Origin of the sequence: Aestuariirhabdus litorea, assembly GCF_003864255.1 — a bacterium.
In the GTDB taxonomy this organism is placed as follows: Bacteria; Pseudomonadota; Gammaproteobacteria; order Pseudomonadales; family Aestuariirhabdaceae; genus Aestuariirhabdus; species Aestuariirhabdus litorea.
The window spans coordinates 251,819-267,742 of record NZ_QWEZ01000001.1 but is presented as its reverse complement, the minus strand read 5'-3'; the positions used below and the strand labels follow the sequence as shown (position 1 = coordinate 267,742).

The 15,924-nt window shown below is 63.2% G+C and carries 14 protein-coding genes; 7 read left to right on the top strand and 7 right to left on the bottom strand.

Going from position 1 to position 15,924, the window contains the following annotated elements:
- Positions 1-29: 29 nt before the first annotated feature.
- The 3 genes from D0544_RS01280 to D0544_RS01270 form a co-directional block, all read right to left on the bottom strand.
- Complete coding sequence (locus tag D0544_RS01280; protein WP_164880781.1) at positions 30-479, bottom strand: CBS domain-containing protein; 450 nt, start codon at positions 477-479, stop codon at positions 30-32.
- 206 nt (positions 480-685) lie between these two features.
- A complete protein-coding gene (locus tag D0544_RS01275; RefSeq protein WP_125014082.1) occupies positions 686-3,778 on the bottom strand; it encodes an efflux RND transporter permease subunit in 3,093 nt (1,030 codons plus the stop codon).
- A gap of 1 nt (position 3,779) precedes the next feature.
- Entirely contained in the window at positions 3,780-4,898 is a 1,119-nt protein-coding gene (locus D0544_RS01270; RefSeq protein WP_125014080.1) for an efflux RND transporter periplasmic adaptor subunit, read from the bottom strand.
- A 191-nt stretch (positions 4,899-5,089) separates the two neighbouring features.
- Between D0544_RS01270 and D0544_RS01265 the strand changes: the two genes are divergently transcribed.
- Positions 5,090-5,695 (top strand): TetR/AcrR family transcriptional regulator, encoded by a 606-nt coding sequence (locus tag D0544_RS01265; protein ID WP_125014078.1) that lies wholly within the window; start codon positions 5,090-5,092, stop codon positions 5,693-5,695.
- A 97-nt stretch (positions 5,696-5,792) separates the two neighbouring features.
- On the opposite strand, the gene D0544_RS01260 is transcribed toward D0544_RS01265, so the two are convergent.
- On the bottom strand, positions 5,793-6,755 hold the full coding sequence (locus tag D0544_RS01260; RefSeq protein ID WP_125014076.1) for an ABC transporter substrate-binding protein: 963 nt from the start codon (positions 6,753-6,755) through the stop codon (positions 5,793-5,795).
- A 160-nt stretch (positions 6,756-6,915) separates the two neighbouring features.
- Here D0544_RS01260 and D0544_RS01255 point away from each other — a divergent pair, with 160 nt between their 5' ends.
- Positions 6,916-7,362 carry a YaiI/YqxD family protein gene (locus D0544_RS01255; protein ID WP_125014074.1) on the top strand — a complete coding sequence of 149 codons (447 nt, stop codon included), beginning with the start codon at positions 6,916-6,918 and terminating at the stop codon, positions 7,360-7,362.
- A gap of 50 nt (positions 7,363-7,412) precedes the next feature.
- Here the strand turns inward: D0544_RS01255 and D0544_RS01250 are convergent, their stop codons facing one another.
- The 3 genes from D0544_RS01250 to D0544_RS01240 are packed head-to-tail and all read right to left on the bottom strand — an operon-like array spanning position 7,413 to position 10,611.
- Positions 7,413-8,132, bottom strand: coding sequence for a hypothetical protein (locus D0544_RS01250; RefSeq protein WP_125014072.1), 720 nt, complete (start codon positions 8,130-8,132; stop codon positions 7,413-7,415).
- Entirely contained in the window at positions 8,119-8,694 is a 576-nt protein-coding gene (locus D0544_RS01245; RefSeq protein WP_125014070.1) for a sigma-70 family RNA polymerase sigma factor, read from the bottom strand. The genes D0544_RS01250 and D0544_RS01245 overlap by 14 nt, the downstream gene beginning before the upstream one ends.
- A 51-nt stretch (positions 8,695-8,745) precedes the next feature.
- The gene (locus tag D0544_RS01240) at positions 8,746-10,611 is read right to left on the bottom strand and encodes a vWA domain-containing protein (RefSeq protein ID WP_125014068.1); all 1,866 of its coding nucleotides are present in this window, start codon (positions 10,609-10,611) and stop codon (positions 8,746-8,748) included.
- 224 nt (positions 10,612-10,835) lie between these two features.
- Here D0544_RS01240 and D0544_RS01235 point away from each other — a divergent pair, with 224 nt between their 5' ends.
- From D0544_RS01235 to D0544_RS01215, 5 genes are all read left to right on the top strand, one after another.
- The gene (locus D0544_RS01235; RefSeq protein WP_125014066.1) at positions 10,836-12,632 is read left to right on the top strand and encodes a DUF1538 domain-containing protein; all 1,797 of its coding nucleotides are present in this window, start codon (positions 10,836-10,838) and stop codon (positions 12,630-12,632) included.
- Between the two features lie 17 nt (positions 12,633-12,649).
- Positions 12,650-13,045 carry a P-II family nitrogen regulator gene (locus D0544_RS01230; RefSeq protein WP_125014064.1) on the top strand — a complete coding sequence of 132 codons (396 nt, stop codon included), beginning with the start codon at positions 12,650-12,652 and terminating at the stop codon, positions 13,043-13,045.
- A gap of 1 nt (position 13,046) precedes the next feature.
- Entirely contained in the window at positions 13,047-13,394 is a 348-nt protein-coding gene (locus D0544_RS01225) for a hypothetical protein (protein WP_125014062.1), read from the top strand.
- A gap of 55 nt (positions 13,395-13,449) precedes the next feature.
- Positions 13,450-14,142, top strand: a complete 693-nt coding sequence (locus D0544_RS01220; RefSeq protein WP_125014060.1) for a DUF1294 domain-containing protein — start codon at positions 13,450-13,452, stop codon at positions 14,140-14,142.
- Positions 14,143-14,352: 210 nt separating this feature from the next.
- Positions 14,353-15,708, top strand: a complete 1,356-nt coding sequence (locus tag D0544_RS01215; protein ID WP_125014058.1) for a DegQ family serine endoprotease — start codon at positions 14,353-14,355, stop codon at positions 15,706-15,708.
- Positions 15,709-15,924: the final 216 nt, after the last annotated feature.

The following is a 15,924-nucleotide window of genomic DNA, read 5'->3' as shown; positions in this document are numbered from 1 at the left end:
ATCCGCCGCGGCGACCGGCCGCGTTGTTTCTAGAGCTTATCCAGCAGCCGCTGGGCGATGGTTATGCGGGTTACAATCCCTCGGTACTGGCCGCTTTTGTCCACCACAAACAGGCAGGTGCTGTCTTTATCGGCCATCAGCGCCAACCCCTTGGTGAGGGACGATTCGGGGGTAACCACATAGTATTTCTGGGTGATGTGCTCATCGATAGGCAGGCGACACCAGTGCGCCATGTCGGGTTCGATATCGTGCAGCGCCACCGCCTCGTCGCCCAGCACATGGGCCGCCTTGACCAGGTAGTCGGGCAGCATCATCTTGGCCAGCAGGTCGTAGAGGCTGACCGCGCCGCTGATCTGCCCCTCGGCGTCCATCACCGGTAGTGTAGAAACCCGATAGTCGGAGCAGTCCCGTAACAGCTTCTCCAGGGTATCCCCCCGGTGCAGAATGCTGGTCATCTGTGCTGAGTCACCCAGGTTCATGGCCCCTCTCCACTCGCTGCTGATCCCTGTGTACCCCATTATGGATAGCCGGAGGCTGGAATGCCAACGTCCCACCGGTTTTCAACAGTTTCACAGGAAAGAGTTGTGGCCAGGCTGTGGATAACCCGGCGAAGCGCTGAAGTGGCCCGCTTCACAGCGCGCTGACTACTTTTGCAGCAGTGTGAAAAGGGGGCACGGCCCCCTCCTCAGGCACCCACTTCGGCGGTCGTACCCGGCTCGGTGGCCACGAAGGGCCGGTAGCGGCTCATCAACACAAATGCGGCCGGCACGAAGTAAAAGGAGAGCAGGGTGGTCAGCAGGGTACCGCCGGCCACTGCCACCGCAAAGGGAGGCCAGAAACCGCCCCCCTCCAGAATCAACGGCATAAAGCCCCCCAGGGTGGTGATGGTGGTTGAGGTGATGTGGCGGGTACAGACCCCCACCCCATGGACAATGGCCGCGGGCTCTCCCCGCGCCGCCTCGGGGCTGGATTTCAGCTCCGCCAAAATCACGATGGCGGCGTTGATCGCCAGCCCCATCAACCCCAGCAGGCCAATGATGACGTTGAATCCAAACGCAAAATCAAACAGGTAGAGACTCAGCAGCCCCAGTCCGGCGGCCTGGATCGCGGTCACCAGAATGAGCGCGCTGAGGCGGAAGCTGTTGAACGAGAGCACCAGCACGGTGACCAGCAGGGTGATGATCACGCCGATATCCACCAGCAGGTTACCCACCGCCTCGTCCCGCTTGGCGGATTCCCCACCGATCTCCAGGCGATAGCCGGTGGGCAGGGTAAACTCGGCGGCTTCCAGCTCCCGCTGGTAGGCCGCTAGAGCCGTGGCGGGCAGCACACCGGCGCGAAGATAACCGGCGATGGTGTTGACCCGCTCACCGTCACGACGGGGGATAGCCCCCCGGCTGGGCTCGATCTCCACCTGGGTCAGGGCCGAAAGAGGAACACTGGCACCGCTGGTCGGGGTAATGCTGATGTCCCCCAACTGTCCCGGTTGGCGCCGCAGCTCGTTGGCTACCCGCACCCGTACCGGGATCGATTCGGTGGACTCCAGTACCGAGCCCTGAACGCTCCCCTCGAGGGCGTTGCGCAACTGCCCCGCAATGGCGGTCAGGGTCATTCCCCCCTGCAGGCTGGACTCCTCGTTGACGCTGAGCCACACCTTGGGGGTACCCGGTTGCAGGGTGGCGCGCGTATGCACTACCGATTCGGTCTGCGCCAGGATGGCCCGCGCCTTATCCCCCAGCTGCTTGAGGGTATCGAGGCTGGGGCCGTAGATCCGCACCTCCACCGGCGCGTCAAAGGGCGGCCCCTGCTCCAGCTTGCGCACCAGGATCTGGGCCTCGGGGAAGCGCTCGTCCAGCATCCGCTGCAGCGCCGGTATCACCCGGTTGGCGGCCTTGAAATCGGTTGCCTTCACCATCGCCTGGGCGTAGTTCTGGGCCCCCTGCTGGGCCGGTATCAGGTTGTAATAAAAGCTGGGAGCATTGTTGCCCACAAACCACTGCACCGACTCGATCTCCTCCTGCTGGTTGAGGTGGACACCGATGGCGTCGGTCATGCGCCGGGTTGCGCTGAGGCTGGTCTGGGACGGCAGAAAGAGCTCGATCTGAAACATATCCCGGTCGGAGGCGGGGAAAAACTGCTCGGTCAGTTCACCCGCCGCCCGAAATCCCGCCAGGGGCACCAGGCTGACCAGCAGCAGGGTCAGCCAGGGGCGGCGCAGCGCCAGCTCCAGCGAACGCTGGAACCCGCGGGACAACCAGGGCAGGGTGAGGCCACGATGGTACCAGTGCTCGCCGGCATGGCCCGCTTTCAGAAAGCGCCCCGCCAGACCCGCCACCAGACTGTGGGAGATGAGATAGGAGCCCACCAGCGAGAAGATCACGCTGAGGGCGATGCCACCGACAAACTCCCCCGCCCCACCCGGCATCAGCACGATCGGCATAAAGGCAAGGATGGTGGTGAGGGTAGAGCCCAACAGGGGCAGCCAAAGGTGATGCACCGACTCCATCACCGCATCGATGGCCGAGCGCCCCTTCTGGCGCAGGAACTGGATGCTGTCCACCATCACGATGGCGTTATCCACCATGATACCCAGCGCCACCACCAGTCCGGTCACCGACATCTGGTGAATCGGCAGCCCGTAGTAGTTCATGCAGGCGAGGGTAAAGAGCACCGTCAGTGGCAACGAGCTGGCGACGATGATCGCTGAGCGCCAGCCCAGGGTCAGCAGCAGCACCAGCGAGATGATGGCAAAACCGATCAGCACATTTTCCACCAGGCCGCCGAGGCGGGCGTTGGTGTAGCCGCTCTGGTCGAACAGTACCTCCAGCTCGACGTTACCCGGCAGCAGGCTCTCAAAACGCTCCTGCTCACGATCCACTCGCGCCCCCCAGAGGTCGATTCGTTGCCCGCCCCCCATGCGCACGGCCACCACGACTGCGGTGTCGCCCTCCACCAGGGCCAGCTCCTCCTGCGGCCACTGGATCGAGCGTTCCACCCGCGCCAGGTCGCCCACCCGGTAGACAAACCCCTGGGCATCGGTGCGCAGCGGGATCGAGCGGATGCGTTCGAGGGAGTCCAGCGCCCCCTCCAACTCCACCTGCAACTGGTTATTGTCGTTCACCAACCGCCCCGCGGTCACCTTGGCATCGGCCGCGGCGATGCGGGCCGAGACGGTCTCGGGGGTCAGCCCCATGGTGCTGGCCAGGTGCTGGTCGATCTCGACCAGCACCTCCTCGACGGGTTCACCGTAGACCTCGACGTAGTCGGTGCCCGACAAGGCCCTCATCCGGCTCTGCAACTCCTTGCCGTAACGGCCCAGAGTAGCCAGGTCGAGGTCGCCGGGGCCGCGCCACTTGAGGGCGATAATGCGGGTAAAGGCGTAGCCCCGATCATCATCCAGCGAGGGCTTGCCCGCCCCCGCGGGCAGGGTCCGCTCCACCTCCCCCAACAGGTCCCGGGCTTTGGACCAGATCGGGTCCGGCTCCACTACTTCATCTTTCAACTCCAGCCGCACCAATGAGATACCGGGACGACTGGTGGAGGTAATCAGCTTGATCTCCGACAGCTTGCGCAGGCGGTTCTCGATGGGCTCGGTCACCAGCGCCTCTACCCGCTCGGCACTGGTTCCGGGAAACGCGGTAATGACGGTGGCCACCCGGCTGGTGATGCGCGGGTCTTCTGATCTGGGCAGGGTCTTGAGGGCGCCCAGTCCGGCCACCACCAGGATGGCGATCACCAGGGAGACCAGGCGACCATTGGCAACGAAGCTACGGATCATATCAGGGCTCCAGGGCGGCGGTGACAGGGGTCAGGCGGACCCTCTGGCCGGGCACCAGTCGATGCAATCCCGCGCTGAGCAGCTGTTCTCCGTCGGCCAGACTACCGCTGACAAAGGCCCGCTCCTGGTTGGCGTAAAGAATACGCACATCCCGCGCCTCCAGCCGGTAGAGTCCGCTGTCGGCTTCGGGCTGCAGCACAAACACATTCCACAGGCCGCGCACCCCGTCGGTGAGCGCGGTCAGGGGTACCCAGAATCCGCTCGCTTCAACATGTTCATCGATCAGCAGTTGAGCCAGCTCGCCGTTCACCACCGCCGCCTCAGGGGGCAGTTGTAACCGCAGCTGAACGGTGCGGGTCACCGGGTCCACGTTGTAACCACGGGCGATCAGGCTGGCTTCAAACGTCTGGCCGGCGATCTCCACCGGCATACGGGGACGGAGCTGAGCCAGCAGACGCACCGGCACCCCCACTTTCACCTCGGCGCCGCCCCGCAGCAGCAGCGACAGGGCGGGAGTGCCGGCGCCCACCACCTCACCGGGCGCGATCAGGCGCTGGTCCACTACTCCATCGAAGGGCGCCCTTAACAAAGATTTTTCCCGGCGCAGCCGATTGGCCTCCAGCCCTGCGCGGGTACTGGACTGTTTGGCCTGCAGCGCCTGGCGCCGGCTCTCCAGCTCATCCAGGCTCTGCTGCGAGGCAAATCCGCTGCTGCTGAGTGAACGAATCCGGCTCAGGTTGGAGTCCACCAGCTGCAGTTCGGCGACCAGCTCCTGCTGTTGTGCTTCAAGGCGCTGCTGATCGGTTTCCAGAAGTCGGGTATCCAGCTGAGCCAGCGGGTCCCCCGCCGCCACCCGATCCCCTTCGTCTACGAACAGGCTGGCCACCTTACCCGCCAGCTCGAACCCCAGCTGGGCCTGCTCCTTCACCTGGACACTCCCCATAAAGCGGCGCTGCGCCTCGTAGCCAGGCAGCTCCACCAGCGTCTCTCCCACCGCCCGATGGCTGTACTCCTCGGACGCTTTAGCCGCTCCCTCGCTGGCCCGGTCGAGACATCCGGCCAGCAGCAAGGGGAGGAGGAGGGCCATCAGCCCGCTGAGTGGTGCCTGGAGGGGAAACATAGCAAGGTCCTTTCGATCGTGAGGTGCGCCCGGCGAGGCCGGCGGCAGGTCCTGGATTATTCTAGACTGACGCGTCCAGTTTAATTACACTAAACTAGACTGTCTAGTTCGATTTAAATCGAAGCGCACCCCCTTTTATTCCCTTTGCGATTCCCCCTGGCCGGAATCGACCCGACAGGTGACAGGTGTTTATGGTTAGAACCCGAAGCAAGAGCGAAGAGAAGCGCGACCAGATCCTTGAGGCCGCCGTTACCCTGTTTATCGAGCAGGGGTTTGACGCCACCAGCATGGACCAGATCGCCCAGCTGGCCTCGGTCTCCAAGCAGACGGTCTATAGCCACTTCGGCAATAAGGAGGAGCTGTTCAGCGCCTCCATCCGCTGCAAATGCATCAGCCACCAGCTGGCAGAGGCGGATTTTCGTGAGTTCAATGACCCGCGCAGCGCACTGGCCACCATCGCCCTGCGCTTTCACGAACTGCTCCACAGCCCGGAGGCGATCCATGTTCACCGTACCTGTGTCGCCCAGTCGGAGACCCACCCGCAGTTGTCGAGCCTGTTTTTCAAAGAGGGGCCCAATAGCATGTTCGAGCAGGTGGCCCGACTGCTGGAGTCCTTTTCCGCCCGCGGTCTGCTGCGGGTGGAGGAGCCGCGTTTCGCTGCGGTGCAGTTTTTGATGATGGTCCACGGCGAATCACGCCTGCGCCTCGAGCTCAACGTGCCCCCCCTTCCAGAGGAGGAGAACCAGCGCTATATCGATAACTGCATCGACGCCTTTATGCGCGCCTACGGGGTATAGAAACGCTGCTTTTCATCGTCCCCGGGCGGTCCAGTGGCCAAGATGAAAGGTAATGCAACGGGCCTGACGCAGCTCGGCTGCCCGGCAATAAACGCCCCTAGTACTCAATCACCATCGCCTGCTCCACCAGCTCGGGGGGCAGTTTGAGGCCGAGCCGGTTGAGCAGCGGCTGGTTAACGATCACATCCACCTGCGTATTCTGGGTAATCGGGATCTCGGCTGGGGAGGTTCCCTGCAGGATACGCAGCGCGGTGCGACCGACGTAACTGCCCATCTCTTCCGGCACATGGGCGATGGTCAGCATCACAAAGGGGGCCAACCAGCGGTAGGCCGACAGGGTCAGCACACCGGCATGGGTCTGCGCGATCTGCAGGGCCCGGCGCTCGTCCCAGTCCTCCATCCCGGCATTGTTATAGAAGTAGAGAAAATCGGTAGCCTGCGCCCGCTCGTAGGCCTGCTCCAGGCCATCCATGCTCTTCACAACCCGTATCTCCAGCTCCAGCCCCTGCTGCCGGGCCAGCTGACGGTAGTGGGGTGCCATGATGTTGTCGGTCATCCGCTCCACCATGACCAGAACCCCCCTTTGGGCCTGCGGTCGCATCTGTTTGACGGTGGAGAACAGCTGCTCGGTCGAGTCCACTTCAAGCATGCCGGTGGCGTTGCTGTACGGGTAGCCGTAGGCCTCTCCGCTGAGGTTGACTCCGCAGAAGACCACCGGGGTGTCGCCGTTTTTGAGGTAGGGCTCCACCAGGAACCGGGAGGCAGCGTCATCGCAGGCGATCACCACATTCGGGTGCCACTGCTGGATCAGCTGCCACGCCTCGCGCCCTACCCTCTGCAGCTGCTCCGGGTGTGGGTAGTGCTTGGCGTTCATATTGAGTTCGCGGATCTCGCACTGGTCCATGAGCTGCAGCCAGATCGACTTGGTCACTGCACGCTGCCAGGCATAGTCGCTGTTGTAGGAGTTCACCAGCAGGCAGCGCGACGAGGCATCTCCCCTGGCCGACGGCACCAGCACCAGCCAGCACAGCGCCACCCCAAACAGCATCTCTCGAAGCATAAGCCTGCTCTCCCACTAGCGACTCCATCGCTCGCAAGTAGCGGGCTCGCTGTTATGGAGTTACACAGAGTTCGTCCCTAATCTCAGTACCACTATAGCCGCAGACTTTCGGTGGTGACGATCTTTGTGTGAAAATTGGCATTTATGACGAGGAGAGCGCATGCAGATCTGGGTTGACGCCGACGCCTGCCCCAAGGTGATCAAGGATATTCTGTTCCGGGCCGCACAGCGTACCCAGACCCCCCTGGTGCTGGTCGCCAACCAGTCGCTGGCGACCCCGGCCGGGAGCCTGATCCGCTCGGTGCAGGTCGCCGCTGGCTTCGATGTGGCCGACAGCTACATTGTCCAGCAGCTCAACGGAGGTGACCTGGTGGTCACCGCCGATATTCCGTTGGCGGCCGAGGTGGTGGAGCGGGGGGCTGTAGCCATCAACCCCCGCGGTGAACTCTACACCCCCGAAACCATCCGCCAGCGGCTGGCGATGCGCAACCTGATGGAGGAGCTGCGCAGCAGCGGCGAGCAGCTGGGTGGCCCCGCCAAATTCAACCAGCAGGACCGTCAACGATTTGCCAATACCCTCGATCGCCTGCTGGCCCAGAAGCGCTAGTGGCTGGCTGCCCCGGGGCGACGAGGAGGCGATAGCCAATAGCGAAACCCTCAGTTCCCGATCAGCGCCTTCAACAGCTCCGTCTCAACCGGATACTCGGGATAGTGGTCGCGGAAGCGGGCAAAGGCCTGGCGGGCCTGCTCTTGCTCCCCCGCTTCCAGCAACCGCTGGATACGCGCCAGCCATTGCTCGGGACTCTCTGCCTGGGCCTGGGCATCGAGGCTGGTGCCCGTGGCCGGAAGCGCCTCAACGCGGGCCTCCCCTACCTTGCCCTCCCGGGAAAGCGATGGCGCAGGTGCGGCCGGTGCAGCCTCCCGATTCATCGGCAGCGACAAGGCTGAGGCCGGAGCTATCTCGCTCATATCGGCGGTCCCTCCATGGCCCTCCTGTTCGCCGACAGTCTCACTAACGACGGCGGGTGCCTTCAGGGCTCGCGGCACCGCCGACTCAGCGGGCTCAGGCTGAAACACCCGCTTTGCCGGGCTAAAGGCTTCGGTCGAGGGTGCGTCATCCATCATTGGACCAGGAATCGGGTTAGGCGTCTGGTAGAGATAGATCAGGCTGCCGAGGGCCACCGTGGCAGCCACCGAGGTGGGCCACTGCCATCGTCGCCAGCGGGCCAGGGAGGTGGCGGGCCGGGCCGAACGAGCCTGTTCGCGGGCCGCCTGCAGTATGCGGGCATCGAGCTCAGGGCTGGGCTCCTGCTCCCTGAGCTGGCGGTACAGTCCCCTCACAAAGGCTTTGTCGCGCGAGGCGTCAGGCTCGTTCATCTCTCACCTCCTCTCCCGTTTGGGTCACGCACTCCCGCAATTTTTGGTAGGCGTAGCGCAGGCGACTTTTGGTGGCCTCCAGCGAGGCGCCCACCACCTCCGCCACCGCTGCGGCACTGAACCCCACCTCCTCCTTCAACATAAAGGCCTCCAGCTGCAGGGCGGGCAGCTGGCCGAGGCAGTGGTGCAGGCGCTGGGCCTGTTGCTGCTGCTCCGCCGCTTCCACGGGCCCCGGCTCAACCGCCTCCACCGTTTCAGTAGGCTCAGATCCTACCAGGCTAGGCCGCCGGTAGTGGTCCACCAGACGGTTGTGGGCGATGCGGTAAAGCCAGGTGTCGAAACGGGCATCGGGACGGTAACGGCGGGCCGCACCGATCACCCGACTCCACACCTCCTGATAGAGATCCTCTGCCAGGGCCGGCTGGCCACATTGGCGCAGAAAATAGCGATAGAGCCCCTGACGGTGGCGCTGGTAGAGCTGTTCGAAGGCCGCTACCTCGCCTTCGCCGTAGCGCTGCATCAGCTCGTGGTCATCCAGTTGGTCGAGGGTTCGCATAGCCATAGGGTAGCACCAGTGGTTGAGGGGGGGCGAGGCGCAGCCCCCTCCCAGGGTTTACTGCCGGGTGCCGGTGTTCGGGGCCGTGGAGAGCGGCTGGGCCAGCGCCCTGGCGGTGTGCACCAGCTGCAGGAACTCGCCCCGGTAGCCGTAGGGGTCCTGCCCCCTTGCCCCCGCCACCAGCCCGGCCACCTCCTTATAGCCAAACTCGCCACTGTAGTCATCCCCGCGCAGCAGCTGGCCAAAGCCGGCCACCGCCGCGGCGAAGCGCATCCCCTCGCTGCTGCTTTCCAGCGAGCCTTGCAGCTGGGCGGCGTTGAGGGGCTGCTCCAGCAGGCGGCTCCTCTCCTCGCCAGGCAACTTGTAACGCAGGCGCAGGTAGGCCAGTTCGCTGGAGGTGGACGGCTGCGCAAGATCCGGCGCCCGTACGTAACGCAGGGGCTCTATCCGCTCGGCCCCACTGCCCGCGAGGGTGAGTTCATAGAGGGCCGTGACGTTATGACCGGCACCAATCTCACCGGCATCAACCCGGTCGTTGGCAAAGTCCTCCCGAGCCAGCAGCCGATTCTCGTAGCCGATCAGGCGATACTCGGAGACCTTATGGGGGTTGAACTCGATCTGGATCTTGACGTCGCTGGCGATGGTCTGCAGAGTCGACCCCAGCTCGTCCACCAGCACCTTGCGCGCCTCGTTGAGGGTGTCGATATAGGCATGATTGCCGTTGCCCACATCCGCCAGCTGCTCCATCAGTGCATCGTTGTAGTTGCCCTGGCCAAACCCCAGGGTGGTAAGGCTGATGCCCGAATCGCGGCGCCGCTCGATCAGGTTTTTGAGGCTCTCCAGGTTGACCGTTCCCACGTTAAAATCACCGTCGGTGGCCAGTACCACCCGATTGATCCCCCCCTCGATAAAGCCCTGCTGCGCCATCTGGTAGGCCAGTTCAATGCCCGCCGCGCCGTTGGTGGAGCCCCCCGCCTCCAACTGCTGAAGGGCATGGGTGATCTCCCCCTGGCGGTTGCCGGCGGTAGGGGGCAGCACCACCCCCGAGGCTCCGGCGTAGACCACCAGTGAGATGCGATCCTCGGCTCGCATCTGGCGGGTCAACAGCTGCAGGGAGCGCTTGAGCAGGGGCAGTTTGTCGGCACTGTGCATGGAGCCCGACACATCCACCAGGAACACCAGGTTGCTGGCGGGGCGCTGGCTGGCCTCCACCTCGTAGCCCTGCAGGCCGACCCGCAACAGTACCCGACGGGTGTCCCAGGGAGCGGGGGCCAGCTCGGTGGTCAGGCTGAAGGGCTGCTCGCCGGAGGCCGGTCGCGGATAGGCGTAATCGAAGTAGTTGAGCATCTCCTCGATACGCACCGCATTGGCCGGCGGCAGCTGCCCGGCCCGCAGCATGCGCCGCACATTACTGTAGCTGCCGCTGTCCACATCCACGCTGAACGTGGAAACCGGCTCGTCCGCGACCCGTTTGACGCCATTGGTCTCCAGCGCCGCGTACTGTTCACGATCCACCGGCGATCCCGCATAAGCCGGTGCGATGGCGATCCGTTCGGCCAGATCTCCCCGGGGAGCCGCCAGCGTCTGCACAGCTATCCCCGAGGTGGCGGCCAAGGGTGCCTGTGCCGGCATACGCTCGAGGGATTTATCCGCCCTGGCCGGCTGATCCATGGCATCTACCCCCCCACTACCGCCCTCAAGGTTGATCGGCTGGGCCGGTCTCGGCGTCGGCAGCTGCACCGGTTTAGCGGGTACGGCGTTGACCTGCTTTTCGCTAGTGGGAGAGCTCTGTGCTGGAGAGGGGGGCTGCTGGCCACTGCCACACCCCTGCAACAACAGCAGGGTCGCGACCGCACTCAGGGCCAGGGTGGGCACTCCCAGAGAGCGTTTCGGGGCGTTGATATCAAGACGATGGGTGTTCATGGGAATCTCCTTCGATGGATGGATACCCCTATAAACGCAGCCGTTTGCAAAAAGGGTTAACCCGGGGCGATTTTTTTCACCGCACCCTCGAAACCGCCTCAACATCAGCTCTGCCGATGAATTCTGATCCCTGACAACAGACATTTCCCTTCAGCTTTGGTGTAATAGCAGTATCTGAATGTTCGGGGCCCGACCCCGCTGCCCTTATCTTTTTGGGAGAAGGAATGCCACAAGAGATCCGCTTCGGGGATTTTGTTCGTGAAATCACCACTCAGCACGAGCACCTGAGCTACAACCACGTCACCTCGACCCCGAAACTGGATGCGGAGGGTCAACCGATCCCCCTCAAGGCGCCGCCCATCCAGCTTCGTGCGATTGATGCGTTCCGGCTTATCAAACCCTACATCGGTACCCGCCTGCAGGATCAAGTGCGCGCAGTGGTTCCCCTCGCCCTCTACCTGATGCTGTTTGAGATCGTGATACTGCGCACCGATGTGGTGGACGCGGAGGTGATCGCCGCCGGGTTGATCGCCGTGATTCTCGGTTTGATGCTGTTTATGGAGGGGCTGCGGGTCGGCCTGATGCCCTTTGGCGAAGCGATGGGTACCTCCCTGCCGACCAAGGCGAAGCTGCCGGTGGTGCTCTGCATCGCCTTCCTGCTGGGCATCGGAGTCACCTTCGCCGAGCCCGCTATCGGCGCCCTGAAGGCGGCCGGGCAGATTGTTGAAGTGGAAAACGCCCCCTACCTCTACAGCCTCCTCAATGACTGGGCGGAGGTGATGGTGCTGATCGTGGGCATCGGCGTCGGCGCCGCTGCGGTTTTGGGAACCCTGCGTTTTCTATACTCCTGGAGCCTCAAGCCCCTGATCTATTTGACCGTTATCCCTACCCTGGCGCTGACTTTCTACATCGCCCAGCATCCGGAGCTAAGCAAGATGCTGGGGCTCGCCTGGGACTGCGGTGCCGTCACCACCGGCCCGGTAACGGTCCCGCTGGTGCTCAGTCTCGGCATCGGTATCGCCGCTTCCGCCGGTAAGGGTGGGAGCAGCATGTCCGGTTTTGGTATTGTCACCCTCGCTTCGCTGTTTCCGATTCTCGGTGTCATGGGGCTGGCGGTTTACGTTGAGCAAGCGGTCACTCCGGCCGAGATCATCGCCTCTGCCAACAGCCTCAGTGCCGCAACCTCTGGGCTGGCCTGGTACGAGAGCACCCCCTGGGCGGAGGTGATTGGAGGGCTGCGCGCCATTGTTCCCCTGGTGCTGTTTCTGATGCTGGTGATGCACTTTGTGCTGCGTGAAAAACTCTCCCAGCCGCGCAATATTGCTTACGGTATCCTGCTCTGCGTCATCGGCATGATCGTATTTAACCTCGGACTCAGCTACGGACTGTCCATGCTGGGCAACCAGACCGGCAGCCTGGTTCCTGCCGCCTTCACCACCCTGGAACACGTTGAGTCCTCGCCGCTCTACCACTACCGGGTGGGCATTATCATCGCCCTCACCTTTGCCTGGGTGCTTGGCTTTGGCGCCACCCTCGCCGAGCCTGCCCTCAACGCCCTTGGCCTGACGGTCGAGAACCTGACCAACGGTGCCTTCCGCAAATCCCTGTTGATGTATGCCGTTTCATTCGGGGTTGGCTGCGGCATCGCACTGGGGGTGCTGAAGATTGTCTTCAACATCCCCATCGTCTACCTGTTGCTACCCGGCTATCTTGCGGCACTGATACTTACCTGGTTCTCCAGTGAAGAGTACGTCAATGTCGCCTGGGACAGCGCCGGTGTCACCACCGGTCCGGTCACCGTCCCCCTGGTGCTGGCCATGGGGCTTGGCTTTGGTGATGCCGTGCAGGCGATCGAAGGATTCGGCATTCTTTCAATGGCGTCCATCGGCCCGATCATTTCGGTGATGATCGTCGGCCTGTGGATCAACTGGAAGGTTGCCCGCAAGCATCAGCGCTACGATGCCTCCCTTAACACCACAGCCCTGGTGGGAAAAGCCACCCTGAACCGTAAAGCTGTCTGACTCCGGAGCACTGCACCATGGCCAAAAAAGAGATTGTAGTCCTGACCGATGTCGCCCTGATTACCGCCATCGTTCAGCGGGGCAAGGCGGATGCCATTGTCAAAGCCGCACAGGAAGCCGGCGCCCAGGGCGCCAGCATTCATTACTCCCACGGTCGCGGCGTACGGGAGCGCCTGGGGATTCTGGGCCTGGCGGTGGAGGCTGAAAAGGAGGTCATCAACATCATTGTCTCCCGCGACCAGACCGACCGTATCTTTGAAAAAATCTACCTCGCCGGTGATTTCGATACCCCCGGCATGGGCTTTATGTGGGTCACTCCGGTCGAAAAGGCCGCCACCTTCGTGCCCCCCGATATCCTGGAGAAGTTTGCCCAACAGGACCGCCGTAGCCCCGAAAGACGACGGAGAAGTTGAGATGTTGCGCTCCGAGTTCCAGTCCCACAAGCTGATCACCGCGATCCTACCCAAAGGCCGTGCGGCCCCGCTTATCAACACGCTGGTTCACGAGCGCGGCATCAACCGCGTGAACGTCACCTATGCCCGCGGTGTGGGCCGCCTTACCCCGCTGCGTCATCGCGGCGTCGGCGAAAGCACCGAAAAGGAGATCGTCAACGTGATTGTCTCTGTAGAGGAGGCGGATGAGCTGTTCGAATTTATCTTTTTCGCGGCTGACATTAACCGTCCCCACGGTGGCCTGATGTACCAGCAACCCCTCACTTCTGCCACCCTGTTCAACCTCCCCGATGAACCGGAAGAGGAGTAGGCGGCATGACGCTAGGGTATAACAACCGGCCAGGGTACTGCTGCCAATCGCTGCTATGAGATACACCGGCACACTGACCCGCTGGGACGACGAGCGAGGCTTTGGCTTTATCGCAGTCGACCAGACGGGTGATCAGCTATTCCTGCATATCAAGGCGTTCACCGGTATCCGCCGGCGTCCGGTTACCGGCGACCGCCTGCACTTCGAGATCAGTCGACCCCTTGCCGGGCAGTCTCGCGCGAAGGCGGTGCTCTACGAGGGAGAGGTGGCGCCCCTCAGGCATCCACCCCGCTCTGGCGGCACCCGGTTCGGAGCTCTGTTGGGCACCCTGGTCGACCTCCTGATTGTCGCCACCTTTGGCCTCCTGCTGACGCTGCTGTTTCAGCGTCAACTGATCCCTCCCCATCTGGTTGCCCTCTACCTCACCGCCAGCCTGCTCACCTTTGGGCTCTACTGGCGGGACAAGCAGGCCGCACGCCATGGACTCTGGCGCACTCCGGAAACCACCCTCTGGCTGGCCGGGATGCTCGGCGGCTGGCCCGGCGCCGTGCTCGCTCAACACCGGCTGCGCCACAAAACCCGCAAACGCCCCTTCCAGGCCGCCTTCTGGCTGACCGTGGCCGCAAACCTGGGAGCGCTGGGCTGGCTGCTCACACCCAACGGAGCCCAACAGCTGGCTCGGGGAATCAGCATGCTGGAACAACTGCTTGAGCGCTTGATGCCTTACGCCACGGCGCTGCTCAGCTAGCTCCCCCCCCTGCTGCCCGCTATCGCGACCTGGGCCGGCAAGCGCGAACATACCCCCTTGAAAGCCGCGCCTTCAATCCCACATTAAAGAGCAGCCCCTGCACCCGTCGAGCGGCGTCCGGCGACGACCGATCACCTGGCTGCACTCTAACGCACTCTAACCGGAGGGGATCCTGGGTGCGCCCCTTCCTTGATTGAAGGAGAGATCCTGATGATGCGAGCACTGCCTCTATTGCTGGCGCTGTTTATCACTCTGCCCTCGAACCACGCACTGGGGGCCTGGCCTCTCAAGGATTCCCAGGGGGTGGAGCTGCCCTCACTGGCCCCCATGCTGGAATCGGTCAACCCCGCGGTGGTGAACATCGCCACCTATTCGCAGCGGCGCGAGTCCAACCCTCTGCTCAGTGACCCCTTTTTCCGCCGTTTCTTCAACCTGCCCCCGCAGGAGTACGGTGCCCCCCGCAAGCAGCAGAACAGTGCCGGCTCCGGTGTCATCGTGGATGCCGATGAGGGGATCGTGATGACCAACTTCCACGTCATCAAGGGTGCCGACGAGGTGGAGGTCGCCCTGATCGACGGCCGCGCCTTCAAGGCGAAAGTACTGGGATCCGACCCCGAGCTGGATGTGGCGATCCTCAAGGTCGATGCGGACCAGCTCAGCCAGATCCCTCTCGCCGACTCCAGCTCCCTGCGGGTGGGGGATTTTGTGGTAGCGATCGGTAATCCCTTCGGCCTCGGCCAGACCGTGACCACCGGCATCGTCAGCGCCCTGGGGCGAACCGGGCTGGGAATCGAGGGCTATGAGAACTTTATCCAGACCGATGCCTCCATCAACCCCGGCAACTCCGGCGGCGCCCTCGTCAACCTGCGCGGCGAGCTGGTGGGGATCAACACCGCCATCATCGCCCCCTCCGGAGGCAACGTGGGGATCGGCTTTGCCATCCCCATCAATATGGCCCGCGCCAGCCTCGAGCAGATCCTCGACAGCGGCAAGGTGGAGCGTGGCCAACTGGGGGTCGGCATCCAGGAGATCACCCCCGACCTGCGCGAGGCCTTCAACCTGGACAACGGCCAGCAGGGGGTGCTGATCAGTGGCGTCAGCAAAGGGTCAGCTGCTGATGAAGCGGGTATTGAACCGGGTGACGTGGTGGTCTCGGTCAATGGCGAAGCCACCCTCTCCACTGGCCAGTTGCGCAGCCAGGTGGGCATGCACCGCATTGGCGACACCCTTACGCTGGGTATCATCCGCGACCGCCGTGAACGTGAAATCCGGGTCAAGGTGAGCAAACCCGATAGCCTCTCCCGCCTCAGCCCAACCCTGCACCGCTTGCTGGAGGGTGTGGGCTTCGAGAATGCACCCGATGGGCGTGGCCTGGTGGTCACCCAGGTGGCCCCCGATACACCCGCCGCCTTCAGCGGCTTACGCCCGGGCGATCGCATCGTGGGTGCCAACCGCCAGGCGGTGAAGGACCTTGAGAGCCTGCAACGTGCGCTGGCCCTCAACCCCAAAGCGATCCTGTTTCATATCGAACGTAAGGGGCAGCGCTTCTACCTGGTACTGCAGTAGCGTTTATGGGGAAGGTGATGGGAAGTGCCTGTATTGACGATAGATAGCCGCAGGAGCAAAAAACGGCCGCGGCATACGACTGACAGGGATGTCAGGAGGGTCGTTTTTGCAGGAGCAAAAAACGACCCGTTACATCCCCGGGATCGCTAACGGCTCGATCAATGCGGGCACTCCGTGCGCTGAGCAACGCCGCTCCTGGCCATCCTTGGCCTCGCG